Annotated in this window: 19 protein-coding genes and 1 riboswitch; of the genes, 9 read left to right on the plus strand and 10 right to left on the minus strand. The window is 73.8% G+C overall.

All coding sequences use genetic code 11. From position 1 onward, the window contains the following. Window positions 1-52 precede the first annotated feature (52 nt). The 4 genes from galT to JOE38_RS07965 are packed head-to-tail and all read left to right on the plus strand — an operon-like array spanning window position 53 to window position 3,911. The gene (gene galT, locus JOE38_RS07950) at window positions 53-1,195 is read left to right on the plus strand and encodes a galactose-1-phosphate uridylyltransferase (protein WP_204575639.1); all 1,143 of its coding nucleotides are present in this window, start codon (window positions 53-55) and stop codon (window positions 1,193-1,195) included. After that, window positions 1,192-2,352 (plus strand): galactokinase, encoded by a 1,161-nt coding sequence (gene galK / locus JOE38_RS07955; protein ID WP_204575640.1) that lies wholly within the window; start codon window positions 1,192-1,194, stop codon window positions 2,350-2,352. Before galT ends, galK begins: the two co-directional genes overlap by 4 nt. A gap of 28 nt (window positions 2,353-2,380) precedes the next feature. Then, window positions 2,381-3,295 (plus strand): GNAT family N-acetyltransferase, encoded by a 915-nt coding sequence (locus JOE38_RS07960; RefSeq protein ID WP_204575641.1) that lies wholly within the window; start codon window positions 2,381-2,383, stop codon window positions 3,293-3,295. A gap of 22 nt (window positions 3,296-3,317) precedes the next feature. Next, a complete protein-coding gene (locus tag JOE38_RS07965; RefSeq protein WP_204575642.1) occupies window positions 3,318-3,911 on the plus strand; it encodes a gamma carbonic anhydrase family protein in 594 nt (197 codons plus the stop codon). A gap of 48 nt (window positions 3,912-3,959) precedes the next feature. Here JOE38_RS07965 and JOE38_RS07970 read toward each other — a convergent pair whose 3' ends face one another. Together JOE38_RS07970 and glyA are read right to left on the minus strand one after the other, a co-directional pair. After that, complete coding sequence (locus JOE38_RS07970; protein ID WP_204575643.1) at window positions 3,960-4,862, minus strand: bifunctional methylenetetrahydrofolate dehydrogenase/methenyltetrahydrofolate cyclohydrolase; 903 nt, start codon at window positions 4,860-4,862, stop codon at window positions 3,960-3,962. Then, window positions 4,859-6,136 (minus strand): serine hydroxymethyltransferase, encoded by a 1,278-nt coding sequence (glyA, locus tag JOE38_RS07975; protein ID WP_043586123.1) that lies wholly within the window; start codon window positions 6,134-6,136, stop codon window positions 4,859-4,861. The genes JOE38_RS07970 and glyA overlap by 4 nt, the downstream gene beginning before the upstream one ends. 32 nt (window positions 6,137-6,168) lie before the next feature. Beyond that, window positions 6,169-6,252, minus strand: a riboswitch (ZMP/ZTP riboswitch). 180 nt (window positions 6,253-6,432) lie between these two features. On the opposite strand from glyA, the gene JOE38_RS07980 reads away from it, so the two are divergent. Then, complete coding sequence (locus tag JOE38_RS07980; protein ID WP_204575644.1) at window positions 6,433-8,073, plus strand: DUF3459 domain-containing protein; 1,641 nt, start codon at window positions 6,433-6,435, stop codon at window positions 8,071-8,073. Window positions 8,074-8,113: 40 nt separating this feature from the next. After that, window positions 8,114-8,617: a hypothetical protein gene (locus JOE38_RS07985; RefSeq protein ID WP_204575645.1), complete on the plus strand. Its 504-nt coding sequence runs from the start codon at window positions 8,114-8,116 to the stop codon at window positions 8,615-8,617. An 8-nt stretch (window positions 8,618-8,625) separates the two neighbouring features. Here JOE38_RS07985 and JOE38_RS07990 read toward each other — a convergent pair whose 3' ends face one another. After that, window positions 8,626-9,483 carry a LysR substrate-binding domain-containing protein gene (locus JOE38_RS07990; RefSeq protein WP_012039214.1) on the minus strand — a complete coding sequence of 286 codons (858 nt, stop codon included), beginning with the start codon at window positions 9,481-9,483 and terminating at the stop codon, window positions 8,626-8,628. A gap of 156 nt (window positions 9,484-9,639) precedes the next feature. On the opposite strand from JOE38_RS07990, the gene JOE38_RS07995 reads away from it, so the two are divergent. Further along, a complete protein-coding gene (locus JOE38_RS07995; RefSeq protein ID WP_204575646.1) occupies window positions 9,640-11,106 on the plus strand; it encodes an MFS transporter in 1,467 nt (488 codons plus the stop codon). Here the strand turns inward: JOE38_RS07995 and JOE38_RS08000 are convergent. Beyond that, complete coding sequence (locus JOE38_RS08000; protein ID WP_204575647.1) at window positions 11,015-12,046, minus strand: aldo/keto reductase; 1,032 nt, start codon at window positions 12,044-12,046, stop codon at window positions 11,015-11,017. The two genes, JOE38_RS07995 and JOE38_RS08000, sit on opposite strands and share 92 nt — an antisense overlap. A 118-nt stretch (window positions 12,047-12,164) precedes the next feature. Here JOE38_RS08000 and JOE38_RS08005 point away from each other — a divergent pair, with 118 nt between their 5' ends. Continuing rightward, window positions 12,165-12,845 carry a metal-dependent transcriptional regulator gene (locus JOE38_RS08005; RefSeq protein WP_204575648.1) on the plus strand — a complete coding sequence of 227 codons (681 nt, stop codon included), beginning with the start codon at window positions 12,165-12,167 and terminating at the stop codon, window positions 12,843-12,845. A 32-nt stretch (window positions 12,846-12,877) separates the two neighbouring features. Here the strand turns inward: JOE38_RS08005 and JOE38_RS08010 are convergent, their stop codons facing one another. The 3 genes from JOE38_RS08010 to JOE38_RS08020 all read right to left on the minus strand — a co-directional run bounded on the left by JOE38_RS08010 (window position 12,878) and on the right by JOE38_RS08020 (window position 16,585). Continuing rightward, window positions 12,878-14,128, minus strand: coding sequence for an Nramp family divalent metal transporter (locus JOE38_RS08010; protein WP_204575649.1), 1,251 nt, complete (start codon window positions 14,126-14,128; stop codon window positions 12,878-12,880). Window positions 14,129-14,286: 158 nt separating this feature from the next. Further along, on the minus strand, window positions 14,287-15,216 hold the full coding sequence (locus JOE38_RS08015) for a hypothetical protein (protein WP_204575650.1): 930 nt from the start codon (window positions 15,214-15,216) through the stop codon (window positions 14,287-14,289). A 64-nt stretch (window positions 15,217-15,280) separates the two neighbouring features. Beyond that, entirely contained in the window at window positions 15,281-16,585 is a 1,305-nt protein-coding gene (locus JOE38_RS08020) for an MFS transporter (protein WP_204575651.1), read from the minus strand. A 78-nt stretch (window positions 16,586-16,663) separates the two neighbouring features. Between JOE38_RS08020 and purU the strand changes: the two genes are divergently transcribed. After that, complete coding sequence (gene purU / locus JOE38_RS08025) at window positions 16,664-17,536, plus strand: formyltetrahydrofolate deformylase (RefSeq protein ID WP_204575652.1); 873 nt, start codon at window positions 16,664-16,666, stop codon at window positions 17,534-17,536. Window positions 17,537-17,629: 93 nt separating this feature from the next. Here the strand turns inward: purU and JOE38_RS08030 are convergent, their stop codons facing one another. The 3 genes from JOE38_RS08030 to JOE38_RS08040 all read right to left on the minus strand — a co-directional run bounded on the left by JOE38_RS08030 (window position 17,630) and on the right by JOE38_RS08040 (window position 26,616). Next, complete coding sequence (locus JOE38_RS08030) at window positions 17,630-21,244, minus strand: S8 family serine peptidase (RefSeq protein WP_204575653.1); 3,615 nt, start codon at window positions 21,242-21,244, stop codon at window positions 17,630-17,632. A 309-nt stretch (window positions 21,245-21,553) separates the two neighbouring features. Beyond that, a complete protein-coding gene (locus JOE38_RS08035) occupies window positions 21,554-25,153 on the minus strand; it encodes a S8 family serine peptidase (RefSeq protein WP_204575654.1) in 3,600 nt (1,199 codons plus the stop codon). A 248-nt stretch (window positions 25,154-25,401) separates the two neighbouring features. Further along, on the minus strand, window positions 25,402-26,616 hold the full coding sequence (locus JOE38_RS08040; protein ID WP_204575655.1) for an NADP-dependent isocitrate dehydrogenase: 1,215 nt from the start codon (window positions 26,614-26,616) through the stop codon (window positions 25,402-25,404). Between the last annotated feature and the right edge of the window lie 87 nt (window positions 26,617-26,703).

Consider the following 26,703-nt stretch of genomic DNA (forward strand, 5'->3'; position numbering starts at 1 on the left):
ACCTTTCGCGGACGCAGATGTGACGCACGCGAGCCCGTAGGATCGGGGCATCATGCATGCCGACCAGACCGTCACGACGTCGCCGTCCGGGATCACGCAGCGCCGCACGCTGCTGTCCGACGGCCGCGAGCTCGTCTACTTCGACGACGCCGACACGACCCTGCCGCCCGAGCGCGCCGCCGACGCCCGCCCCGCCGCGCCCCGCCCGCCCACCGCGACGATGCGGCAGGACGTGCTCACGGGCGAGTGGGTCTCCATCGCGGCCGCGCGCCAGAACCGCGCGTTCCTGCCGCCGGCGGAGCTGGATCCCCTCGCCCCCGCGAGCCCGACCAACCCGTCCGAGATCCCGAGCATGTACGACGTCGCGGTCTTCGAGAACAAGTCCCCGTCCTTCGGGCCCGCGCTCGCGGACACCGCAGGCGTGGACGCGCCCGTCGACGACGACGACCTCACCTCCATCGGCCTGGAGCGCACCCGCACCTCCGTCGGCCGCTGCGAGGTCGTCTGCTTCAGCCCCGCGCACACCGGCTCGTTCAGCGGCCTCACGCCGTCGCGCGCCCGCACGGTGGTGGAGGCGTGGGCCGAGCGCACGCGCGCCCTCTCGGCGATGCCCGGGATCCGCCAGGTGTTCCCGTTCGAGAACCGCGGCGAGGCCATCGGCGTCACCCTGCACCACCCGCACGGGCAGATCTACTCGTACCCCTACATCACGCCGCGCACCCGCCGGCTCGTCGAGTCGATCGAGCGGTTCGGGCCGGGCCTGTTCCAGCGGATCCTCGAGACCGAGCAGGCGTCCGAGCGCGTCGTGCTCCGCGGCGAGCACTTCACGGCGTTCGTGCCGTTCGCGGCGCGCTGGCCCGTGGAGATCCACCTGCTGCCGCACCGCCACGTGCCCGACCTCGCCGAGACGACCGAGGCCGAGCGCGACGAGCTGGCGACGATGTACCTGAGGCTGCTGCAGGGGATGGACCGGCTGTACGACACCCCGACGCCGTACATCGCCGCCTGGCACCAGGCGCCCGTGGACGCGCACCGCGACGAGATCCGGCTGATGCTGCAGATCACGTCCCCGCGCCGCGCGGCCGACAAGCTCAAGTTCCTGGCCGGATCCGAGGCGGCCATGGGCGCCTGGATCGGCGACGTGCCGCCGGAGAAGGCGGCCGAGATGATCCGGAAGGCAGTGGAGGACGCATGACCGACATCCGAGACGACGTGCGCGAGGGATTCCGCGCCCGCTTCGAGCGCGAGCCGCACGGCGTGTGGTCCTCGCCCGGGCGCGTGAACCTCATCGGCGAGCACACCGACTACAACGAGGGCTTCGTGTTCCCGTTCGCGATCGACCGCCGCACGGTCATCGCGCTCGCGCCGCGGGACGACGACCGGATCCGCCTCGCCAGCTCCTTCTCCGAGGAGGTCGTGGAGGCGCGCCTCGCCGACCTCACGGGCGAGCGCATCGACGGCTGGCAGGCCTACCCGCTCGGCGTCGCGTGGGCGCTCGGTCAGCGCGGGGCCGACCTCGCCGCCGTGCCCGGCTTCGACGTGTTCATCGACAGCGACGTGCCCGTGGGTGCGGGGCTGTCGTCGTCGGCCGCGCTCGAGGGATCCATCGCCCTCGCGCTCGACGACATCTGGCGCCTCGGGCTCGACCGCCCGACCCTCGCCGCGGTGGGCCAGCTCGCCGAGAACGAGATCGTGGGCGCGCCCACCGGGATCATGGACCAGTCCGCGAGCCTGCTCGGCCGCCAGGATGCGGGCGTGTTCCTCGACTGCCGCTCGCTCGACGCCGAGGTCATCCCGCTCGGGCTCGAGGCGGCCGGCCTCACCATCGCCGTGATCGACACCCACGTGGCCCACGCGCACGCCGACGGCGGCTACCGCGCACGCCGCGAGTCGTGCGAGCAGGGCGCGCGCCTCATGGGCGTCTCCTCGCTGCGGGACCTCGCGGTCGACGACCTCGTGCGCGCTCGCGAGGTGCTCGACGACGAGACGTTCCGCCGCGTGCGCCACATCGTCACGGAGAACCAGCGCGTGCTCGACACCGTGCGCGCGCTCCGCGAGGAGGGCCCGCGCGCCATCGGCGAGCTGCTCGACGCGAGCCATCGCTCGATGCGCGACGACTTCGAGATCAGCGTCCCGGAGCTCGACCTCGCGGTCGAGGTCGCGCAGAACGAGGGCGCGATCGGCGCGCGGATGACGGGCGGCGGCTTCGGCGGATCGGCCATCGCGCTCATCGACGTCGACTCCCTCTCACGCCTGCAGGTCGCCATCGACGGCGCGTTCGCGGAGCACGGCTACACGGGACCGACCGTCTTCACGGTCACGCCGTCGGACGGGGCGAAGGCGGAGCAGTAGGGACGGGCATCCCCCTAGGCTCGGCGGAATGCGACCACCCGTGGGCCTGACCGAGATCGCCGACGACCGGGACGCGGCGGTCCGCGACATCGCGCGTGCGCTCTCCGCGTGGTTCCCCGCGTCGACGCACCCCGGCGGCTTCGCGTGGGAGGCGTCCACCGGGCAGCTGCCCGAGCGGATCGCCGTGGCCCGCGACGACGCCGGCGCGCTGACCGGATGGGCCGCGTCCTCGCCGGACGACGCGCGCGTCGAGTGCGCGCCCGGCGACGACGCCACCTCCGACCTGCTGGCCGCGTGGCTCCTCGACGCGGCCGGCGACGGGCGCGTGAGCGTGGCCGTGCACCGCGGGCAGGAGCGGCTCCGCGGGATCCTCGCGGCCCGCGGCTTCGTCGACGAGGCCGTCCCGCTCGCCGGGCTCCGCCACCCGGCCCGCGACACGGGCGCGCGGCCGCCCGCCGGGTACCGCATCCGCCCGGTCGCGCAGGGCGAGGAGCAGGCCAAGGTCGACGCGCACCGCCGGGCGTGGAAGCCGGTCGAGCTGCCCTTCACCGACGGATCCGGCGACGGCATCGACCCCGACGCCGAGAGCCGGTTCGACGCGGTCGGCTACGCGGCCATGCAGACCGCCGCCGTGTACCGGCGCGAGCTCGACCTCGTGATCGAGGCGCCCGACGGCACTCTGGCTGGCACCTGCACCGCCTGGCTCGACCCCGCGAGCGGATGGGCGGAGCTCGAGCCGCTCGGCATCGTGCCGGAGCACCGCCGACGGGGCCTGGCGCAGATCCTCGCGCTCGACGTCTGCCGTCGGGTCGGCGAGCTGGGCGGGCGGGACGTCTTCATCAACGCCTCGCCGCTCCCCTACTACCGCGCGCCGTGGGACGCCTACGTCGCCGCCGGCTTCGCGCCCATGGAGCGCGGCACGCGGATGAGCCCGCGCGCCTGACCGCGCGGCCTACCCTGGCGGCATGACCGTCGATCCCCAGGCCACCGTCCGCGTGCTCCCCGGATCCCCCGCGCCCGACATCGCGCCCGACGCCCTGGTGGCGGCGGGCGCGCGCATCGTGGGACGGGTGACGCTCGCCGCGGGATCCAGCGTGTGGTTCAACGCCGTGCTGCGCGCGGAGACCGCCGACATCCGGATCGGCGCGGGCTCCAACCTGCAGGACAACGTGAGCTGCCACGTCGACGCGGGCTTCCCGCTCACGGTGGGCGCGGGGGTGAGCGTCGGACACAACGCGGTGCTGCACGGCTGCACGATCGAGGACGACTGCATCGTCGGCATGTCCGCCACCGTGATGAACGGCGCGGTCGTCGGACGGGAGTCGCTGCTCGCGGGCGGGACGGTCGTGCTCGAGGGGCAGGTGATCCCGCCGCGCTCGCTCGTCGCGGGCGTGCCCGGCAAGGTGCGGCGCGAGCTCACCGACGAGGAGGTCGCGGGGCTCCGCGGGAACGCCGAGCGCTACGTCGAGAACGCGCGGCTGCACGCGGGGGCGATCCCGATGCCCGCGGTCCTGCTGGGCACGACGATGGCCCCCGGACGCGAGGAGGGGACGGCCTGACCGGCCGTCCCCTCCTCGATCCGCGCCACGGCGACGCGGCGAGCGCCGTCAGCCGCGCAGCTCGGCGGCCAGGCGCGCGTCGCGCTCGGCGGCCAGCACCACGTTCACCAGCAGCATCGCCCGCGTCATCGGCCCGACGCCGCGCGGGTTCGGCGACAGGTGGCCGGCGACCTCGGCGACGGCCGGGTCGACGTCGCCCGTGAGGCGCGCTTTCCCGGTCTCGGGATCCACGACGCGCGTGATCCCCACGTCGAGCACCGCGGCGCCCGGCTTGACCCATTCCGGCTTGATCAGGTGCGCGACGCCGACGGCCGCGACCACGATGTCCGCGCGGCGGACCTCCTGCTCGAGGTCGCGCGTGCGCGAGTGCGTGAGCGTGACGGTGGCGTCGAGGCCCTTGCGCGTGAGCAGCAGCCCGAGCGGCCGCCCGACCGTGAGGCCGCGGCCGACCACGACCACGTGCTGGCCGGCGATCGGCACCTCGTAGCGCTCGAGCATCTCGACGATGCCGGCCGGGGTGCAGGGCAGCGGCGAGGTCAGCTCGCCCTGCACGCCGAGCACGAGGCGCCCGAGGTTGGTCGGGTGCAGGCCGTCCGCGTCCTTGGACGGGTCGATGAGCTCGAGCATGGCGTTCTCGTCGATGCCCGCGGGGAGCGGCAGCTGCACGATGTAGCCCGTGACGGCCGGATCCGAGTTGAGCCGCTCGATGGCCTGGCGCACGTCGGCCTCGGTGGCGTCGGCGGGGAGGTCGACGCGGATGGACTCGATGCCCACCTCGGCGCAGTCGCGGTGCTTGCCCGCGACGTACGACCGGGATCCCGGGTCGTCGCCCACGAGGAGCGTGCCGAGCCCGGGCACGAGGCCCTGCTCGCGGAGGGCGCGGATCCGCACGGCGAGCTCCGACTTGACGGCCGACGCGGTGGCGACGCCGTCGAGCACGACCGCGGTCACTGGGTGAGGCCCTCGTAGAGCGGGAAGCCGTCGGTGAGCGTCAGCACGCGCGCACGCAGGGCGGCGAGGTCGCTGCCGGGCTTGAGGGTCTCGGCGATGATGTCCGCCACCTCGGTGAACTCGGTCTCGCCGAAGCCGCGGGTCGCGAGCGCGGACGTGCCGATGCGGACGCCGGACGTGACCATCGGCGGGCGCGGGTCGAAAGGCACCGAGTTGCGGTTGACGGTGATGCCGACCTCGTGCAGCGCGTCCTCCGCCTGCTTGCCGTCGATGGGCGAGTTCCGCAGGTCGGCGAGCACGAGGTGCACGTCGGTGCCGCCCGTGAGCACGGAGACGCCGGCCTCGGTGGAGTCGGCCGCGACGAGGCGCTCGGCGAGGATCTGCGCGCCCTGGATGGTGCGGCGCTGGCGGTCCGCGAACTCCTCGGTGGCCGCGATCTTGAACGCCGTGGCCTTGGCCGCGATGACGTGCATGAGCGGGCCGCCCTGCTGGCCCGGGAACACGGCCGAGTTGAGCTTCTTGGCGAGCGCGGTGTCGCGGCTGAGGATCACGCCGGACCGGGGGCCCGCGAGGGTCTTGTGCACGGTGGAGGAGACGACGTCCGCGTACGGGACGGGCGAGGGGTGCACGCCCGCGGCGACGAGGCCCGCGAAGTGCGCCATGTCGACCCAGAGCTTCGCGCCGACCTCGTCCGCGATGGAGCGGAACGCGGCGAAGTCGAGGTGGCGGGGGTACGCCGACCAGCCGGCGATGATGACCTGCGGGCGGTGCGCGAGCGCCTTCTCGCGCACGACGTCCATGTCGATGAGGAAGGTGTCGGGATCGACGCCGTACGCGGCCGCGTCGTAGAGCTTGCCGGAGAAGTTGAGCTTCATGCCGTGCGTGAGGTGGCCGCCGTGCGCGAGCTCGAGGCCGAGGATCGTGTCGCCCGGCTGCGCGATGGCGGCGAGGACGGCGGCGTTCGCGGTGGCGCCGGAGTGCGGCTGGACGTTGGCGAACTCGGCGCCGAAGAGGCTCTTGGCGCGGTCGATGGCGAGCTGCTCGGCGACGTCCACGAACTCGCAGCCGCCGTAGTAGCGGCGGCCCGGGTAGCCCTCGGCGTACTTGTTGGTGAGCACGGATCCCTGCGACTGCAGCACCGCGCGCGGCACGAAGTTCTCGCTGGCGATCATCTCGAGGGTGCCGCGCTGACGGCCGAGCTCCTGCTCGAGGACGGCCGCGATCTCCGGGTCGACCTCGGAGAGGGGGGCGTTGAAGGACTGGTCGACGGGCATGGGACTCCTTGAGCACGGTGGACGAATGGATGCGTCGTGGCCCAGGCGTACGGCCACCAACCGTGTGAGTCGCTCCCCGATGGTGACCCATCCGAACGCCAGTCGCGACGGGTCCGATCCTACCCGGGCGGGCGCGCGCCCGCGAGGCGCGCGCCCGTGCCCGGACGGTCGCGGGATGGCCGCCGGGCGAGGAGATCCGCTGCGCACGAACGGTTCAGGGGGTCGCGCGCGCCGCCCGCCCGTAGGATCAGGGGGTCGGGCGACGGTGCCCGCCGGATGCGGAGGAAGGACCGAGCATGGGGAGCGCAGCGCTCACGACCGATCCCGCGGCAGGCGGACACGACCGCGACGGCGCGCGCGCCGACGACCCGGCCGCCGGCGACGACCGCGCCCACGGCGACGCGCCCGCCGCGCCCCCGCTCGACCGCGACGCCCTCGCCGCCGACCTCCGCCCGCTCGTGGACGACGACGCCGACTCCCTCGCCGACGCGCTGGCCGCGGATCTCCGCGACGTGCGCGCCCGCCGCGCCCCGACCGGCGCATCCCCCGACGGCCTCGACCTCGACCTCCGCACGGGCGGCGTCTGCTACGTCGACCGGTACGCCGACGACCTGCGGGGCCTCGCCGCGCGGATCCCCGCCCTCCGCGACCTCGGGCTCACCCACCTGCAGATCACGCCGGTCGCCGAACGCGCGGACGACGACGACGCGGACGCCCTCCTGGCGCCAGGGGTGCGCGTGCGCGCCGGCCTCGGATCCGCGGCCGACCTGGGCGACCTCGCCGACGCCCTCCACGACGCGGGCCTCACGCTCGCGGTCGACCTCTCCGGCGCGGACGCCGACGCGCCCCTCGTCGACCGGATCCGCGACGCCGTCCGCGAGTCCGTCGCCCTCGCCGCCGTCGGGATGGACGTGGTCCGCGTGGATCCCGCCGCCGTCCTCGGCGCGCACGATGCCGACCGGCCCGCCCTCCTCCGCGTGATCGCCGTCCTCGGCCGCCGCGTCTCTCCCGCGTTCGCGCTGGCCGTCGCGGCCGACACGGATCCGCGCGGGTCCGCCGACCTCCTCGACGGCGACGCCGTGCGCCTCGCCGACGACCCCGCGCTCACCGCGCTCGTCTGGGAGGCGCTCGCCACCCGGTCCGCCGCCCTCCTCTCCCGCGCCCTCCAGCGCCGCGGCGACGTGCCCGCCGGCGCCGTCCGCACCGCGCGCGTCCGCAGCCACGACGCGCTCCGCTTCGCCTTCGACGACGACGACGCGCGCGCCCTCGGCATCGACCCCGACGAGCACCGCCGCTTCCTCGCCGAGTACCACGTGGGCGGCTTCCCCGGCAGCCACGCGCGCGGGATCCGGCACCCGGACGGCGCGGTCGCCGGCACCACGGCGTCCCTCGCGGGCCTCGAGCAGGACGACCCGGGCGCGGTCGAGCGGATCCTGCTGGCCCACTCCATCGCCCTCAGCACCGGCGGCCTGCCGCTGATCGTGCTCGGCGACGAGGTCGGCCAGCTCAACGACTACGGATACGACGACGTCCCCGCCCACGCCGACGACAGCAGGTGGGTGAACCGCCCGCTGTACCCGTTCGAGCGCTACGGCGAGCGCGACGACCGCACCACGAGCACGGGCGTCATCCACGCCGGGATCCGGCGGCTCATCGCGGTCCGCCGCGCCACCCCCGCGCTCGGCGGCACGCGCGTCGTCGGCTTCGACGCGAACGACCCGCACGTGCTCGGCTACCAGCGCCCGCACGACGACGGCACGGTCCTGGTGCTCGCGAACCTCGGCGACGAGCCCGCGACGGTGTCCGCGGAGACGCTCGGCGGCTTCGCGGAGCACGCCGTGGACCTCGTGCGCGACGAGCGGCTCCGCCTCACGAAGGGCATCGTCCTGAGTCCGCGCACGTTCGTCTGGCTCCAGGCGGCTCACGACCTCGCGTGACACACTCGCAGTCATCGACGGGTCGGCACGGAGGAACGGCATGAGCGACGAGGGACGCGGGACGCACGAGCCCCCGGAGGGCGCGCGCGCCGCATCCGGGTTCGCCTGGCCCATGTGGGTCAACATCGGCTGGATCGCGCTCGGCGCCTGGCACGTGCTCGCGCCGGTCAACGACGCGTCCGGCTGGCTCGGCCTGTTCCAGATCGGCGTGGGCGCGTTCGGCATCCTCGCCTCGCGCCGCCGTGCCCGCCGTCTCGCCGAGGCGGAGGCCGACGCCCTGCCGCTCGACGAGGTCACCCGGATCCCGGCCGACGTCGACGAGGAGCGCGCCCGGCTCGACGAGGCGGCGGCCGCCCACGCGGAGATGGACGCCCGGCTCCGCGCGCTCGCCATGCAGCTCGAGCGGCCCGGCGATCCGACCGCGGATCCCGACAAGCCCGAGCCGCCGCACCAGCCCACCGGGCGTGGCCGCGGTCGGGGTCGGAAGGACCGCGCCCGCGAGGTCTGGCCCGACGACGACCTGCCTCCCGTCGCCCGCTGGTAGGCCGGCGGTCAGCTCGCGCGCGTCACCCCGCGCGACATGATCGCCGACGTCAGCGCCTCGATGGACGCGCGCGGCCCGGCCGGGTTGTCCATCAGCACGTAGTCGACCTCGTCGAGCTCGGGCAGGCCGAGGCGCGAGGTCACCTTCACGAGGTCGGTGGGGATCAGCGCCTGCGGCAGCACCGCGACGCCCATGCCCGCGCGCACCGCCGCGAGCACGCCGTTCACGTCGCGCGTGCTGCACGTGATCCGCCAGGTGCGGCCCTCCCGCTCGAGCGCGTCCATCGCCATCTGCCTGCTGATGCTCGGCGCGCGGTACGCGATGAGCGGCACGGTCGCGCCCGGCTCCACGAGCGTGCGCTCGAGGCCCACCCACACCATGCGGTCGCGCCCCACGAGCCGCGCGGTCGGCTGCTCGTCGACGGTGGTCTTGGTGAGGATCAGGTCGAGCTGGCCCGCGAGCAGCCGCCGGTGCAGCGGGCCGCTCTGCGTCACCGTGAGCTCCAGCTCGATCTGCGGGTGCAGCTGCCGGAAGTGGCGCAGGATCCGCGGGAGCTGCGTGATGGCGAGGTCGTCCGCGGTGCCGAAGCGCAGGCGGCCGCTCACCTCGGATCCGCCGAAGTAGCTCTCCGCCGCGCGGTGCGCCGCGAGGATCGTGCGCGCGAACCCGGCCATGGCGTCGCCCGCGTCGGTGAGGCGCATGGCCCGGGTGTCGCGCGCGATGAGCGTGCGGTCGACGGCCCGCTCCAGCCGGCGCACCTGCTGGCTCACGGTCGGCTGGCTGATCCCGAGCCGCGCGGCCGCCTGCGTGAAGCTGCGGGTGTCGGCGACGGCGAGGAAGGTCGCGAGCAGGGTCGGGTCGAGCACGGCGCCTCCCGGCCATTCGAGAACGTGATGCCACTCATCATGTCGAGACGGGATCCGAATGGGAAGCCCGCGGGTAGCGTCGGTCGCGGCTCGACGCCGAGCCGCATCCATGCAGAACCGACGCCACCCATACGCAACCGCCACCGCAGGAACACCGTGACCCCGCCGAACGCCTTCCCCCCGACCGCCCCGCTCCCGATCCAGACCCAGCGCCCGCCGTGGCGCCACACGCTCATCGCCCTGAGCGTGCCGAACTTCCGCCGGTTCACGGCCTCCAACGTCATCGCCATGACCTCGGGCTGGATGCAGCGCATCGCCCAGGACTGGCTCGTGCTCGAGCTCACCGGCAGCGTCACGGCGGTCGGCATCACGGTCGCCATGCAGTTCGCGCCGATGCTGTTCTTCGGCCTGCTCGGCGGCGTCATCGTCGACCGGTGCTCGAAGCGCATGCTGATGATGATCACGCAGGGCACCTACGCGCTCCTCAGCGCGCTGCTCGCCGTGCTCACGCTCTCGGGCGCGGTGGAGGCCTGGCACATCTTCGCCATCGCGTTCGCGACCGGGCTCGTCACGGTCATCGACAACCCGGCGCGCCAGGTGTTCGTGACCGAGATCGTCGGGCAGCAGCACCTCCGGAACGCGATCAGCGTCAACTCGTCGGTGTTCCAGCTCGGCGGCATGGTGGGGCCCGCGCTCAGCGGGATCCTGCTGCTCGCCGTCGGCGCCGGCTGGTCGTTCGCGATCAACGCGCTCGCGTGCGTCGTCGTCGTGCTCACCCTCTGGAGCCTGAAGACGCGCGACCTGATCCGCATCCCGCCCGCCCCGCGCCGCCGCGGCCAGCTCGCGGAGGGCCTCCGGTACGCACGCTCGAAGCCGACCATCCTCTGGCCCGTCGTTCTCGTCGCCGTCTTCAGCGTCTTCGGCCTCACGATGCCCGTGCTGCTCGCCGCCTTCGCGAGCGACGTGTACGACGTCGGCGCGGGCGGCTACGGCTTCTTCAACTCGATGGTCGCGATCGGCGCGCTCACCGGCGCGCTGCTGTCGACCCGCCGCGCGACCGTGCGGCTGCGGACCATCGTGGTCGGCGCCGGGATCACCGGGCTGCTGCAGGCGGCCGCGGGGCTCATGCCCGGCATCGCGCCGTTCGCGGTGCTGCTCGTGACGGTCGGCATGGCGTCGCTGCTGTTCCAGACCGCGGCGAACTCGCTCGTGCAGCTCTCCAGCAACGTGGCCATCCGCGGGCGGGTGATGAGCGTCTACGTGCTCGTGCTGCTCGGTGGCCAGGCCATCGGCGGGCCGCTCATGGGCGGGATCGTCGAGGCGTGGGGCGTGCACGCCGGCATGGTCGTCTCCGGCGGGATGCCGGCGCTGGCCGCCGCGGTCGTCGCCGTGATCCTCGCCCGGCGCGGCCAGCTGACCCTCGAGGTCGTGGTGCGCCGGCACGTGCCGCGCGTGCGGATCACGCCCCGGGAGCCGGGGGCCGGCCGTCCCCGCGTCGCCGGAGCGGGCGAGGGGACGACCGGCGGCGGGCTCAGGCGCGCACGTCGATCGCGCGGTGGCGCTGCTGCACGCCGGCCGGGCCGTACGGGTAGTCGGACACCACGGGCGCGCTCACCGCGCTGAGCGACGCGATCTCGTCGGCCGTGAGCTCCAGGTCGGCCGAGGCCATGTTGTCCTCGAGCTGCTCCACGGTGCGGGCGCCGAGGATCACGCTGGTCACCGCCGGCTGCGCCTCGAGCCACGCGAGCGAGACGCGGGCGGAGCTGGATCCGTGCGCGTCCGCGATGCGGCGCACCTCGTCGAGGATCGCCCACGTGCGCTCCTGGCCGTTCCGCGGCGTGAACGCCTCCATGCCGCGCTCCGGGTCCTCGCCGAGGCGGGTGGCGCCGGTGGGCGTCTCGTCGCGGCGGTACTTGCCGGTGAGCCAGCCGCCCGCGAGCGGCGACCAGGGCAGCAGGCCGATGCCGGCGTCGAGCGACGCGGGCACGATCTCCGACTCGATCTCCCGCACGAGCAGCGAGTACTGCGGCTGCAGCGTCACGGGCGGCGTGTACCCGAGCGCCTTCGCGAGCCCGACGGCCTTCGTCAGCTGCCAGCCGAGGTAGTTCGAGAAGCCGTAGTACGAGATCTTGCCGGCCCGCACGGCGTCGTCGAGGAAGCGCAGGGTCTCCTCGAGCGGGGTCAGGGCGTCCCAGGCGTGCATCTGGTACAGGTCGATCGTGTCCACGCCGAGGCGGCGCAGCGAGTCGTCGAGCGCGCGGGTGAGGTGGCGGCGTGAGGTGCCGACGTCGTTGTTGCCCTCCCCCATCGGGAAGCGGCCCTTCGTGGCGACGACGAGCTGGTCGGCCTCGGCAGGGTGGGCCTTCAGCCAGCGGCCGACGATCTCCTCCGAGACGCCCGAGGTATAGACGTCCGCGGTGTCGATGAACGTGCCGCCGCCCGCGACGTACGCCTCGAGGATGCGTCCCGACGTCTCCTCGTCCGCCTCCGCGCCGAAGGTCATGGTGCCGAGCGCGTAGGTCGAGACGACCGCGCCGCTGTTCCCGAGATTCCGGTAGTGCATGTGGTTCCTCCATCGGATCCGCCGCGGGCGTCCCTGCCCGCGGTCCCGTCCAGCATGCACCGCGCGGCCGGGCGGCATCGGCCGCGGTGCGCGCGAGGCCTCTCGGTACCATGGCGGCATGTCCGTCGACGAGCTCTCCAGCGCCGCCCAGGACTACCTCAAGCTCATCTGGACCGCCACCGAGTGGACCGACCAGCCGATGACCGTCAGCCGCCTCGCCGAGCGGCTCGGGATCCGTCCGGCCACGGCCTCCGACGGGATCCGCCGCCTCACCGCGCAGGGCCTCGTGGAGCACCGGCCGTACGGCAGCATCGAGCTCACGGACGACGGGCGGCGCCACGCGATCCAGATGGTGCGCCGCCACCGGCTGCTCGAGACGTTCCTCGTGGAGGTCCTCGGCTACGGCTGGGACGAGGTGCACGACGAGGCCGAGGTGCTCGAGCACGCGGTCTCCGACGGCTTCGTGGCGCGCATCGACGCGCACCTCGGGCACCCGTCGCGGGATCCGCACGGCGACCCCATCCCCTCGGCCGACGGCGAGCCGCACCTGCCCGACGCGACCGTGCTCGCGGACGCCGTCGCCGACCGGCCGATGCGCGTGCGCCGCATCTCCGACGAGGACCCGCGGCTGCTGCGCGAGCTCGCCGAGCACGGGATCGGGCTGGACGCGACGCTCGTGCGCGCCGCGCGCGGGGACGCGGACGATGCGGCCGCCGTGGTCGTGACGGTCGACGGATCCGCGCGCCGCCCGCTCACGGCCGCCGCGGCGTCCGCCGTCTGGGTCTCCGACGCGGGCTGACGCCCGGCCGCACCCGGCCCGCGGCCCCGCGCTCAGCCCGTGAAGGTCAGCACCACGAGCGCGACGTTCAGCACCACCACGAGCGACACCGCGACCCACGCCGCGACGCGCGTGAGCGGACGGTCGACGTGGTCGCCCATCACGCGGCGGTCGCCCGTCAGGCGGATGAGCGGCACGAGCGCGAACGGGATCCCGAGGCTCAGCACGACCTGGCTCACGACGAGCGCGGTGGTCGGGTCGACGCCGATGGCGAGGATCGCGAGCGCGGGGATCAGCGTCACCACGCGGCGCGCGAGCAGCGGCACCCGCACGTGCAGCAGCCCGCCCATGATCGCCGCGCCCGCGTAGGCGCCGACCGACGTCGACGCGAGGCCCGACGCGAGCAGCCCGACCGCGAAGACCACGCCGACGACCGGCCCGAGAGACGCCGTGATGGCCGCGTGCGCGCCCTCGATGGAGTCGGTGCCGGGCACGCCGCCGAGGCTCGCGGCCGCGATGAGGAGCATGGAGATGTTGACGGCGCCGGCCACGGCGAGCGCCGTGATCACGTCCCAGCGCGTCGCGCGGAGGAGCCGCCGGAGCACGCCGTCGTCGGTCTGCACGCCGTGCCGGTCGCGGCTGAGCGACGAGTGCAGGTACACGGCGTGCGGCATCACGGTCGCGCCGAGCATGCTCGCGGCGAGCAGCACGCTGTCCGGCCCGTCGAACCGCGGCACGAGGCCGCCCGCGATGCCGGATCCCGACAGCGGGCTCACGACGAGGCCCGTCAGGAACCCGACCGTGATCACGAGGAGCAGCGCGCCGATCACGAGCTCGAACGGCCGCTGCCCGTGCCGCGACTGCACGGCGAGGAGGCCGATGGAGACGAGGCCGACGATCACGCCGCCCGCGACGAGCGGGATCCCGAACAGCAGGTGCAGCGCGATGGCCCCGCCGATGACCTCCGCGAGGTCGGTCGCCGCGGCGATCAGCTCCGCCTGCACCCAGAACGCGCGGCGCCGCGCGGTGGGCAGCCGCTGCCCCAGCAGCTCCGGGAGGCTCCGGCCCGTGACGAGCCCGAGCTTCGCCGACTGGTACTGCACGAGCACGGCGATGAGGTTCGCCGCGACGAGCACCCACACCAGCAGGTAGCCGTAGCGCGCGCCCGCGGTGAGGTTGGCGGCGACGTTGCCGGGATCCACGTACGCGATGGCCGCGACGAACGCCGGGCCGAGCAGGAGCACGAGCCGCGGGCCCGAGACGGGCCGACGCGCGCGCGTGCGCTCGGGGTCGGTGCGGGTCATGGCGGCCTCTCCGTCGAAGTGTTAGCCGAGGCTAACATCCGTTCGCGCACACGCGGAAGGGGCCGTCCGGATGCGGACGGGCCCTCGGACGGTGCGGCGAGCGCGGGCGGTGCGGGAGGCGCCGACCACGCGAGGAGCGCAGCAGGCAGCCGCGCGGATCAGCTCGCGGAGCGCCCCGGCGCGAGGAACGCGGAGTCGTCCTCCGCCTCGCCGCGGACGATGCGCACCCACTGCGCGAGGAGCGCGGCGCCGGCCTCGTCGTGGATGAGGTCGCCGGCCGTGAGCACGTCGTACGGCGTCGCGGGGATCCCGTCGGCCGGCCGCACGTCGACGTGCGCGACCTCGTGGCCGTTCTCGTGCAGCCAGGTGGCCATCGCGTAGTCGGTGCGCGAGTCGCCGACCGTGCGCCAGCGCAGCGGCAGCGGGCCGCTGTCCGCGAGGAGCTCCAGGGCGCGCGCGGCGCCCAGGTCCTTGCCGAGGCGGATCGACTCGACGTCGGTCGAGATGATCGTGGGATCCACGCGCACCTGCACGTTCCCCTCCGCGTCGGGCACCTCCACGCCCTCGAGCACCGAGCCGAGCCCGTGCGCCGTGAGCATCTCCACCGCGAGCGCGTCGAGGTCGGGCTGCACCCGGAGGTACTCGGCCGAGGAGACGCTCGTGAGCTGCTCGAGCGAGACCATCGCGTGCTTGGTGGCGTCGAAGAACATCCACTCGGCGAAGCGCTCGGCGACGAGCCGCTCCATGTCGCGCATGTACGCCTCGGGCAGCGCGAGCGACCGGTCGACGTGCACCTCCCCCGCGCCCTCGGGCGTGATGGAGAACCACGACGCGCCCTTCTCGCACACGGCGTGCACGCGCGCGCCCGCAGGGAGGCCGGCCGCCAGCAGCGGACCCACGACCTGCTCGCGGATGAAGGCGTCGGAGCGCCCGGTGTTGAAGACGACGGGGACACCGGCGGCCGCGAGCTCCACGAGGTCGGCGGCGATGCTCGGGATGGCGAGGGTGCGGGTGATCGGGCTGGCGATGGGGCCGTCGACGTCGAGGAGGAGGCCGAGGGGCGCGGGGGTCGTGGTCACGGCTCCCATCCTCCCGCAGGCACGAGGCGCCCCGATGCGACTGGGGACACCGACGGAATCCCGCCGGCGGCGATCAGGCGGCGGAGCGCGCCGCAGCCGCGCGACCCCGGGCGGCCCGACCGGCGGATCCCACGACGAGCACGACCGACACCGCCATCACCGCGAGGAACGCGCCCGGCAGCGCGGCGATGCCGAGCCCGTCGAGCAGCGCCCCGCCCACGAGCGCGCCGCCGCCGATCCCGACGTTGAACGCGGTCGTGTAGAAGGAGCTGGCCGTGTCGCGGAACGACGGGTGCGCGGCGTGCAGCATGCGCGTCTGGAGCAGGGTCGGGATCGCGCCGAACGCGAGGCCCCAGAGGAGGAAGCCGGGGATCGCGACGACCCAGAGGCCGGGCACGAACGCCAGCGCGCTGACGCCCAGCGCCGCCGCCGCGAGCCCCGCGAGCACGCCCAGCTGCGGTCGGCTCGCGAACACGGTGCCGGCGATGAGGAGCCCGACCGCGCCGGCGATCCCGTAGCCGAAGAGCATGGCGCTGAGCTGCTGCTCGGGGATCCGCATCACGCGCGTGACGAACGGGTCGACGTACGTGTAGAGGCCGTAGTGGCCGATCATGATGACCATCGCGGTGAGGCACACGAGCAGCACGCCGCCGAGGCCCTGCCCGGCCATGCGCTGCCGGATCCCGACGCGACCTCCCGCGGGGGCGTGGACGGGAGCGTCCCTCTCGGGACGCCCGACCGCCGGCAGGAAGCGCCAGGTGAGCAGGATCCCGAGGATCGTGAGCACGCCGATCCCCGCGAACGCCGCCCGCCAGCCGAACGCCTGCCCGGCCGCGGTGCCGAGCGGGACGCCGAGCACGAACGCGAGGCTGCCGCCGCCGACCGTGAGCGCGACCGCCCGGCCGATGAGCGCGGGAGGCACGAGGTGCGCCGAGTACGCGCCGACGACCGCCCAGAACAGGCCGTGCGCGAGGCCGCCGAGCACGCGCGTCGCGGTGACGAGCTCGAAGGTGGGCGCGATGGCCGTGAGGAGGTTGCTCGTCGCGAAGACGGCGAGCACCGCGAGCAGCAGCGCGTGCCGCGGGACCCGGCGCGTGAGGGCCGCGAGCGGCGCGCTGGAGACGACCACGGCCACTGCGAACACGGAGACGAGGAGGCCGACGCGCGACTCCTCGACGCCGAGGTCGCCGCTCATCTCGCTGAGGAGGCCCGTGGGCAGCATCTCGCTCGTGACGCTGAGGAACACGCACGCGGCGAGCGTGAGGATCCCGACCCAGGGGAAGCGGAACGACGGGTCGACCCCGGGCCGCGGGCGGCGGCGGCCGGAGCGCTCGGCGCGCTCGAGGTCGGGCAGGAAGATGGGGGAGGTGTTCGTCATGGAGACCCACAGGACGTCGACGGCGGGAGTGCTCCCGGGGCCGGCGGGACCCGCGCGGCCAGTCGATAGCCTAGACGGATGACCGACCAGGCCACCCGCGCGCGTCCGCCGCACCGCGTCCTCAGCTTCTCCTGCGACGACCGCCCGGGCATCGTGCACGCCATCGCGGGCGCGATCGTCGAGGCCGGCGGCGACATCACCGAGTCGCAGCAGTTCTCGAGCGCCGACACGGGCCGGTTCTTCATGCGCCTGCAGATCCAGAGCGGGGCCGACGACGACCGGCTGGCCGACGCGCTCGCCGCCGTGGTCGAGCGCTACGACGCCACGTGGCACCTCGACGAGGTGGGACGGCCGCTGCGCACGCTCGTGCTGGGATCCACCGCCGAGCACTGCGTGAACGACCTGCTGTTCCGGCAGCGCGCGGGCCAGCTGCCCGTCGAGATCCCGCTCGTGCTGAGCAACCACGGGAGGCTGGCCGACCTCGCGGGCTTCTACGGCGTGCCGTTCGAGCACGTGCCCGTGGCCGACGACGCGTCGAAGCGGGCGTTCGAGGAGCGCGTGATCCGGGCGGTGGAGGAGCACGACATCGAGCTGGTGGTGCTCGCGCGCTACATGCAGATCCTCTCCCCCGAGCTCTGCGCGCGGCTCAGCGGCCGGATCATCAACATCCACCACTCCTTCCTGCCCGGCTTCAAGGGCGCGAATCCCTACAAGCAGGCGCACGCGCGCGGCGTGAAGCTCATCGGCGCGACCGCCCACTTCGTCACGAGCGACCTCGACGAGGGCCCGATCGTGGAGCAGAACGTCGTGCGGGTCGACCACTCGCGCAGCGCCCGCGAGCTCATGGCGATCGGCCAGGACGAGGAGTCGCGCACCCTCACGCAGGCCGTGCGCTGGTTCGCGGAGCACCGCGTGCTGCTCGACGGCGCGCGCACGATCATCTTCCGCTGACGCGCGCGGCGGGGATCGCGCCGCGGACGCCACGAGGGGGCGGGCGCCTCGCGGCACCCGCCCCCTCGGCGGTCACTCCGGGTCAGCCGCGGATCAGCGGCTCACGTAGAGGTACTTCGGCGAGCTGGTCTTGGCCGCGTTGGCCGTGTCGCCCGCGTACGTCGCGGTGACCGCGTAGCGGCCCTTCGCGTACGCCGGCAGCTCGACGCGGCCGGTGCCCGCCGCGTCCAGCGTGACCTCGAACGAGTCCGCCCCGACCTTCACGGTGACGGTGCCCGTGGGCGCCGCCTTCGCTGCGCTGTCGACCTTGACCGTGACGACCGCCTTCTGCGCGCTCGTCAGCACGGGCGGCTTGACGCTCACCGTGACCGTGCTGGCCAGCTTGACCACGACGGGCTCGCTGGTCGCTGTGCCCGTGGGGCCCTCGGCCGGCTTCGCCGTCACGACGACGGTGATCGCCTTGCCCGAGACCGACGGCGAGACCCTGTAGGTCGCGCGCGTCTGGCCGGCGAGCGCCTTGCCGTCCGCGAACCACTGGTACGAGTACTTCAGGCCCTCCTGGTCCCACGTGCCGGGCGACGCGGTGAGCGTCTGGCCGGCGACGGGGGTCCCGGTGATCACGGGCGGCGCGGTCGCGACCGGGGCCGGGATCGCGCCGGACTCGACGCGCACGTAGGTCGTGGAGCCGGAGCCCGAGTACGCGACGCGGCCGAGGTACGCGGTCTCGGGGGCGAGGTCGCTCCACGAGGCCGTGTAGGTCACGGGCCGGCTCTGCACGGCGTCGATCGGGTTCGGGGACACCGTGAAGGCGCCCTCGTCCGACGTCGTGGAGAGGTCGAACTGCGTGACCGTGTAGGCCGCCGTCGTCGTGCCCGCCGGGATCGAGAAGACGTCCACCTTGACCACGTAGTCGCCGGGCGCCGGCGTCTCGATGGTCACGGACTCGTCGGCCGACGCGGTGGCCGACGTGTACGTCGACGTCTTCCCGTCGGCGACGTGCGTCACCGTGAGGTCGAGGTCGGCGGCGTCGTCCGCGGAGTCGAGGTCGATCCGCGTGGCGAGCTGCCCCTCCGGCACGGTGACCGTGTAGGTCGCCGACGTCTTCGCGGGTCCGGAGCCGGTGTACGGGGACGAGGCGTCCTTCGGGTCCGGGATCACGACGCCGCGGGCGAGGCCCTCGGCGGTGAGCGCGATGGGCCCGGTGGTGCCGGGCGTGACCGTGACGTCCACGGATCCGTCGATCCCGGTGCCATCCACCTCGGCCGGGGCCGCGATGGAGACGGGGTTGACGGCCACGGGGCTGCGCACGACGTGGTCGGCGCTCGTCCAGGTGAGCGAGCCGGTGGCGTACTCGTCGACCGTCGCCGTGGTGCGCGTGAACGCCACCTCGAACGACTTGGTCTGGCCCGCCTCGGTGAACTCGAGCGTGGACGGCGTGACGTCCGTCTGGACGCCCGCGAGGCCCTGCACGCTGGCCGTGTAGGTGCCGGGTCCGGTGGAGGTGACCTCGCGGGTCACGGTCTCGGAGCCCGTGAGGGTGCCGATCGCGATGCTCGCCAGGTTGAGCTCCGACGGGTCGACGGGGTCGACGCCCGTGCCGTAGCCGAGGGCCACGAGGTAGGCGACCCAGTCGCTGCGGTCGTTGAGGTACAGCAGGCCCGCGTCGAGGTAGCGGGTCGGGTCGACGTGGCCGGCGCCCTGGGTGAAGGGATCCGTCACCGTGCCGCCGTCCGCGTCCTTCGTGTCGTACGCGGTCGTCATGAGCGCGGACTTGATCTCGGACACCGACGCGTTCGGACGCTCGCCCAGGTACAGCAGCGCGAGGCCGGCCACGTGCGGGGCCGCCATCGAGGTGCCGGAGAGGAGCGCGAAGGTCGGCTCCTCGCCCTCGGCGTTGTTCGTCGCCGCGATGATCGAGACGCCGGGCGCCGTCACGTCGGGCTTGAGGATGTCGCTGCCGTCCGCGAGGACCGGTCCGCGCGAGCTGAAGCCGGCGACCTGCGGGGTCGGGGCGGAGACGCCCGTCGTGTTGTCGGGCACCAGGGTGACGGTCGCGCCGGGCGTGGACGCGTACGCGGAGACCGCGGCGTAGACGTCGGCGTCGAGGTGGACGGTCGGCACGGAGTGCGTGTCGGCGTCGATCGAGTTGGGCGTCGGGTTGACGAGCACCATGCCGATGCCGCCCGCGCGCTCGACCTCGGCCGACTTCGCGACCCGGTCGAACGTGCCGCGCTCGCACAGCACGATCTTCCCCGCGGTCTTCGCGGGATCCAGGACGCCGGGACCGCAGAGGGCCGGCGTGACGGCGCCGGCCGCGGCGACGGAGGCCGCCGTGACGAACGCGCCCGAGACCGGCTCGGTCACGGTGATGGACGAGCCCGCGAACTGCTGCCCGTCGCCGAGCTTCGCGGTCGCCTCGAAGTTGCCCGCGACCGTGCTCGCGCCGACCGTGGTGATCCACGGCGACGCGTTGTCGAGCGTGGAGGCGCCGGGGCCGGAGTTGCCCGCGGAGGCGGAGACGAAGATGCCCGCGCTGGCGGCGCCGAGGAACGCCGCGTCGGTCGCGGAGAAGGTGGTCTCCGCGGATCCGCCGCCGATGGAGTAGTTGATGACGTCGACGCCGTCCTCCGTCGCCTGCTCGATGGCGGCGACGAGGTCCGCACCCGCGCAGCCGTCGTCGGTCTGCACGGAGTTGTCGGGGCCCGACCAGCAGACCTTGTACGCGGCGATCTTCGACGCCGGCGCGACGCCCGAGATCTCGCCGAGCGGGTTGCCGTCGATGGTGGCCTCCACGCCGGCCTCGCCCGCCGCGGTGGACGCGGTGTGCGAGCCGTGGCCGTCGCCGTCGCGCGGGGAGACGTACTCGCCCGTCGACGCGTTGCCGATGTTCGCCTTGCCGAAGCCGTCCACGAAGTAGCGCGCGCCGACGATCTTGGTGCTGCAGTCGTCCGCGGTGAACTGCTCGCCGGTCTGGCAGACGCCGGCGAACTGGGTGCCGTCGCCCTTGTCGAAGCGGATCGTGGATCCGTCGCGGTAGGGCTCGTCGCCCGCGGCGGTCCCGAGGGGCTCGCCCGCGAAGGACGGGTTCTCGGGCGCGATGCCCGTGTCGATGACGCCGATGACGGCGCCCTCGCCCGCGTTCTCCTGGCCGCCCGTCTTCGCCCAGACCCCGTCCGGGCCGGTGAGCCCGAGGAAGTCGGCCGCGGGGGTGGAGGTGGGGTGGTAGATCCGGTCGGGCTCGACGCTCAGGACCTTCCGGTCGCTCGTGAGCTCGGCGGCCTGCTCGGCGGTGAGGTCGGCCGAGAAGCCGTTGACCGTCAGGGAGTACGAGTAGTCGATGTCGGCGCCGACGCTGGCGGCGACCTCCTCCTGCTGGCCCTCGAGGTAGTCCGTGTACTCCGAGACGGGAGCGGACCGCGCGTCGAGCTGCGTGCCCGAGCGTGCCTCGGTGGCGGCGAGGCCGGAGACCCCGCCCTGGTAGGTCGCGGCGGCCTCGTCGGCGAGGGTCACGATGTAGCGGCCGTCCTCCAGCTCGGACGCCGGCGTCGCGGTGTTCGGCGCCGGGGCGGCGAAGGCGCCGCCCGCTCCGAACGTGACGAGGCCGGCGGCGACGAGGGCGGTGGCGGCGACGGAGGCCGTCGCCCTGCGCAGGGATGATGCGCGGTCGGACTCCGAGCGGAGCCTGGGGGAGCGTGGGATCACGAACACGTCCTTCGAGTGGGGATGAGTGGCCCGCGCGTACCCCTATGCGACACGCGCGAATCCTCAACATACCCCGGGTATTCGCCCTGAGACCGGCCGGTTGTTACCGCCGTGTAACAGTTGCCCGCCGCGCTCGGAAGCCCGCGATGACAGCGCTCCCGCCCGATCGCGCGTCCCCGAAGCCCGAGCGCGATCCCCTACCGTGCGGCAGCCTTTCAGGATCCACCGCTCCCCCTCGTGTAGTGACGGGCTCCGCACGCACGACGGAGGGCGGGTGCCAGCCGGCACCCGCCCTCCGCGCGTCTCCCACGACGATCAGCGCACGAGGATCCTCTGCGCGCGGCTCGTGCCCCCGCCGACGAGGTGGTCGCCCGCGTAGGAGGCCTGCACCGTGCGGGTCCCCGGAGCGACGCCCGTGAGGTCCGCGCAGCCCGCGCCGGAGCCGTCGAGCGGCACGTCGTGCTCCGTGCCGTCCACGGTGACGCGCACCACGCCCGTGGCGGCCTGCTTCGCGGCCGAGGTCACCGACACCTGCACGTGCACGGTGCCGCTCGCCGCGCCCTGGGGTTGCGTCGCCTGCAGGTGCACCGTCGCCGCGTCCCGGGCGGTGATGGTCGGGCTGGTGGCCACGCCCTTCTGCCCGTCGGATGCGGTGGCCGTGACCTGGACGGCGAGCGCCGTGCCCGCGACCGCGGAGGTCACGCGGAACGTGGATCCCGTCGCCCCGGCGATCGGCGTGCCGTTCGACAGCCACTGCGTCGCGAGCGTGACGCCCTGCGGCGTCCACGTGCCCGTCGACGCCGTGAGCGTCTGCCCGACGTCCGGCGTTCCCGTGATGGCGGGAGCCGTGGTCGCCGTGGGAGCCGCGGAGGCCGCGGGCGTGGTGACGCCCACGATCGTGGTGGCGGTCGAGCCGCCGTAGCCCACGAGCCCGACGTACGACCTCCCGGCGGCGAGACCCGACCACGAGGCCGTGTAGGTGGCCTTCTTCCCCGCGGTGACGGGGAGCTGAGCCGGCGAGACCGCGAAGGATCCCTCCCCGCCCGTGCCCTGCACGTCGTACCGCGTGAGGTCGAAGTCGACGCTCGTCGCCGAACCCGCGAGCTTCGAGGCCTGCACGCCGACGATGTAGTCGCCCGCCTCCGGCGCCTGCACGACGATGCGCTCCGACAGCGAGGACGTCTGCTGCAGGCTGATGAGCTTCCGGTCGTCGTCGGTCTTGCCCACCTTCTGGAGGTACAGCAGGAGGTCGGATGCCCCGTCGACCGGCGCCGCGTCGAGGACCAGCGCCTTCTCGCCCGCCTTCACCGTGATCTCGGCCCCGTCGGCGTCGGTGGCGGTGACGCTGCCGGAGTGGCCGGGGTGGCCGGTGTCGCCGTCGCTCAGCAGCTCACCGGCCGCGAGCCCGGAGGCCGTGAGCGGGATCCGGCCCGTGGTGCCCGCGTCGACCGACACGTCGGCCTTCCCGCTCGTGCCGGTGCCGTCGACCGACGCCGGGGCGACGATCGCGGTGGGCCGCACCGCGATGGGGCTGCGGACGGTGCCGGCGGATCCCGTCCAGGTCAGCGAACCGGTGGACCACTCGTCGGACGGCGCACCGCGCTTCGCCGTGATGCGCACCTGGAAGGACTTCGTCTGGCCGGGGGCCGTGAACGTCAGCCGGGCGGGCGTGACCTTCACATCAGCCTGGGACACGCCCTGCACGGATGCCGTCCAGGTACCCGCGGTCAGCGACGTCACGGTGCGCGTGACGGTCGTGGATCCCAGGAGCTTGCCGACGCCGATGCTCGGCAGGTTCAGCTGGGACGGCGCCACCGGCGCCACCGGGTTCGGCAGCGCGAGCCCCGTGGCCGCGGCGTAGCCGGCCCAGTCCTTCGCGCCGCTCGGGTAGTAGAGGCCCGGGTTCAGGAACCGGTCCGGCGCGATCTGCCCCGCTCCCTGCGCGAAGGGATCCGTGGCGGGCTTGCCGTTCGCGTCGAGCGTGTCGGTCGCGGTGGTCATGAGCGCCGACTTGACCTCGGCAGGGGACGCCTTGGGGTGGACGCCGAGGTAGACGAGCCCGAATCCCGCGATGTGCGGCGAGGACATGGACGTGCCCGAGTACGGGGCGAAGGCGGGCTTGCCGCCCGCGTCGCTGACCGCGGCCAGGATCCCCACGCCGGGAGCGGTGATGTCGGGCTTGATGGTGTCGCCGCCGTCGACCTCCTCGGAGGCGCCGCGCGAGCTGAACCCCGCGACCTGCGGCGCGGGGCGCTCGACGCCCGTCGTGTTCCCGTTCGTCAGGGTCACCGTGGCGCCCGCCTTCGCCGCGTAGTCGACGATCGCCTGACGGGCGTCGGCATCGAGGTGCACCGTGGGGACGGCGTGGAGGTCGTCGTCCTGGGAGTCGGGCTTGACGTTGGTGAGCACCATGCCGATGCCGCCCGCGCGCTTGACCTCGGTGCTCTTGTCCATGCGGGTGACGGTGCCGCGGTCGCACTGCACGATGCGGCCGCGCACCTTGGCGGGATCCAGGGTCCCGGCACCGCACAGCTCGGGGGACGCGGCGCCCGTGACCCCGGAGTCCACCGCGCGCACGAGGGGGCCCGACACGGGCGATCCCACGGTCGCGGAGGCCCCGGCGAAGGTCGCCCCGCTCCCGAGCGTGACCGTGCCGGAGTAGTTGCGCGGCACGCTGCTGGCCGCGACGGTGGTGATCCACGGCTCGGTGTTCGCGACCGTGCCGGCGTCGGGGCCGCTGTTGCCCGCTGACGCCGCGACGAAGACGCCGGCGTCCGCTGCTCCGAGGAGGGCGCGCTGGAACGCGTCCTCCGGCTTGCCGTCGCCGCCGAGCGACATGTTGATCACGTCGACGCCGTCGGCCGTGGCCTGCTCGATGCCGGCGACGATGTCGGACAGCTCGCAGCCGTCGTCCGTCTCCTTCGTCGGGTCGGGTCCGCTCCAGCACACCTTGTAGGCCGCGATCTTCGCGGCGGGGGCGATGCCCGCGATGGTCTGCTGGATGGTGCCCGCGGTCGCCGCCACGCCCGCGTCGCCCGCGGCCGTGCTCGCGGTGTGGCTCCCGTGCCCCGCGGTGTCGAGGGGGGACACCTTCTCCTGCGGCCCGTTGGGATCGCCTGAGGCGGCTCGGCCGGCCTCGAACGAGCGCGCTGCCACGATCTTGGTGGAGCAGTCGGCGGCGGTGAACCCGTCGCCCGTCTGGCACGTCCCGTGGAAGACGGTGCCGTCGCCCTTCCGGAAGTCGATGCGGGAGCCGTCGAGGTACGGATCCGCCCCGGGCGCCGACCCGAGGGGCTTCCCGGCGAAGGAGGGGTTGTCCGGGGCGATGCCGGTGTCGATCACGCCCACCACGGTGCCCTGGCCGGCCTTGTCGACGCCGCCCACCTTGGACCAGAGACCGCCGTCGCCCTCGAGCCCGAGGAAGCGGGAGTCCGGCGTCGACGTCGTGTGCAGGGTCCGGTCGGGCTCCACGCTCAGCACGTCGCGATCGTGGCCGAGCGCCTGGACCTGGGCCGCCGTCAGCTTGGCCGAGAAGCCGTTCACGGTGAGGGAGTACCGATTGGTCGGCGTGACGCCCGCCGCCTCCGCGGCCGAGTCCTGACGCTGGGTGAGGTGGTCGGAGTAGCGCTGCACGGCGTCCGACTGCGCGTCGAGCCGCGCGCCCGGCTCGACCCGCGTGGGGGCGAGCCCGTCGAGGGTCCCGTCGTACGCGGAGGCGGGCTGATCCCGCAGGGTCACGAGGTAGCTGCCGTCCCCGGCGCCGACGGGGAGGGTGGCGGTCGGAGCGTCGGCCGCGCTGGCCGTCGTGGTGCCGGCCGCGACGAGCGCGAACGCGACGACGCAGGCGGCGATCGGGCGGGACGCGCGGAGGCGCCGCCTCCGATCGGGCCGGAGCGGGTCTCGGTGGATGGGCATGGCTGTTCCCTCCTGTCGCCGGCGTCGGCCGGCTCGTGGATCCGCGGAGCCCGAGATGCGCAGGACGGCACGAGCCCCCGTCGCGGAGTCGCGTCGTCGACGCGATGGGGAGAACCGTAGGGAGGAATCCACGGCCCCCGTCGACCCTCTGCACACGTGACGGTCACGCGAGCATGCGAGAGGCCCCGCCCCCGGAACGGGGGCGGGGCCTCTCGGCGTGCGGCGGCGTCGAATCGACGCCCGCGGGATCAGGCCAGTCGCGTCTGCAGGTTCTCCGCGAGCGACGCGAGGAACTCCTCGGTCGTCTGGTACGGCTGGTCCGGTCCGACGAGCAGCGCGAGGTCCTTCGTCATCTTGCCGCTCTCGACCGTCGTGATGACGACGTCCTCGAGCGTGTCCGCGAAGGTCTTCAGCGCGTCGTTGCCGTCGAGCTTGGCGCGGTGCGCGAGGCCCCGCGTCCAGGCGTAGATCGACGCGATCGGGTTCGTCGACGTGGGCTTGCCCTGCTGGTGCTGGCGGTAGTGGCGCGTGACGGTGCCGTGCGCGGCCTCCGCCTCGACGACCTTGCCGTCGGGCGTGGTGAGCACGCTGGTCATGAGGCCGAGCGAGCCGAAGCCCTGCGCGACGGTGTCCGACTGCACGTCGCCGTCGTAGTTCTTGCAGGCCCAGACGTAGCCGCCCTCCCACTTGAGCGAGGCGGCGACCATGTCGTCGATGAGGCGGTGCTCGTAGGTGAGGCCGGCGGCGTCGAACTGCTCCTTGTATTCGGCCTCGAAGACCTCCTGGAACAGGTCCTTGAAGCGGCCGTCGTAGGCCTTGAGGATCGTGTTCTTGGTGGAGAGGTAGACGGGGTAGTTCCGGGCGAGGCCGTAGGAGAGCGACGCGCGCGCGAAGTCGCGGATCGAGTCGTCGAGGTTGTACATGCCCATCGCGACGCCGGATCCGGGGCTCTGGAACACCTCGAACTGCTGCGGCTCGGAGCCGTCCTTCGGCGTGAAGGTCATCGTGAGCGTGCCCTCGCCCTCGAAGCGGAAGTCGGTGGCGCGGTACTGGTCGCCGAACGCGTGGCGGCCGACGATGATCGGCTTGTTCCAGCCGGGCACGAGGCGCGGGATGTTGCTGATGATGATGGGCTCGCGGAAGATCGTGCCGCCCAGGATGTTGCGGATGGTGCCGTTCGGCGAGCGCCACATCTTCTTCAGGCCGAACTCCTCGACGCGCGCCTCGTCGGGCGTGATCGTGGCGCACTTGACGCCGACGCCGTGCTTCTTGATGGCGTTGGCCGCGTCGACCGTGATCTGGTCGTCGGTCTCGTCGCGCTTCTCGATGCCCAGGTCGTAGTACTCGAGGTCGATGTCGAGGTACGGGTGGATGAGCGTGTCCTTGATGGACTGCCAGATGATGCGCGTCATCTCGTCGCCGTCGAGCTCGACGACGGTCCCCTCTACCTTGATCTTCTCCACGAAGTCCTCCTCATGCTCGTCGGTCGCCTCCGGTGCGCGTCTCCGTCGGCGCGCGCCGGGTCCGGCTCGTCGCCGGTGGATCCGTGG

The sequence above is a fragment of the Clavibacter michiganensis genome (assembly GCF_016907085.1).
Taxonomy (GTDB): domain Bacteria; phylum Actinomycetota; class Actinomycetes; order Actinomycetales; family Microbacteriaceae; genus Clavibacter; species Clavibacter michiganensis_O.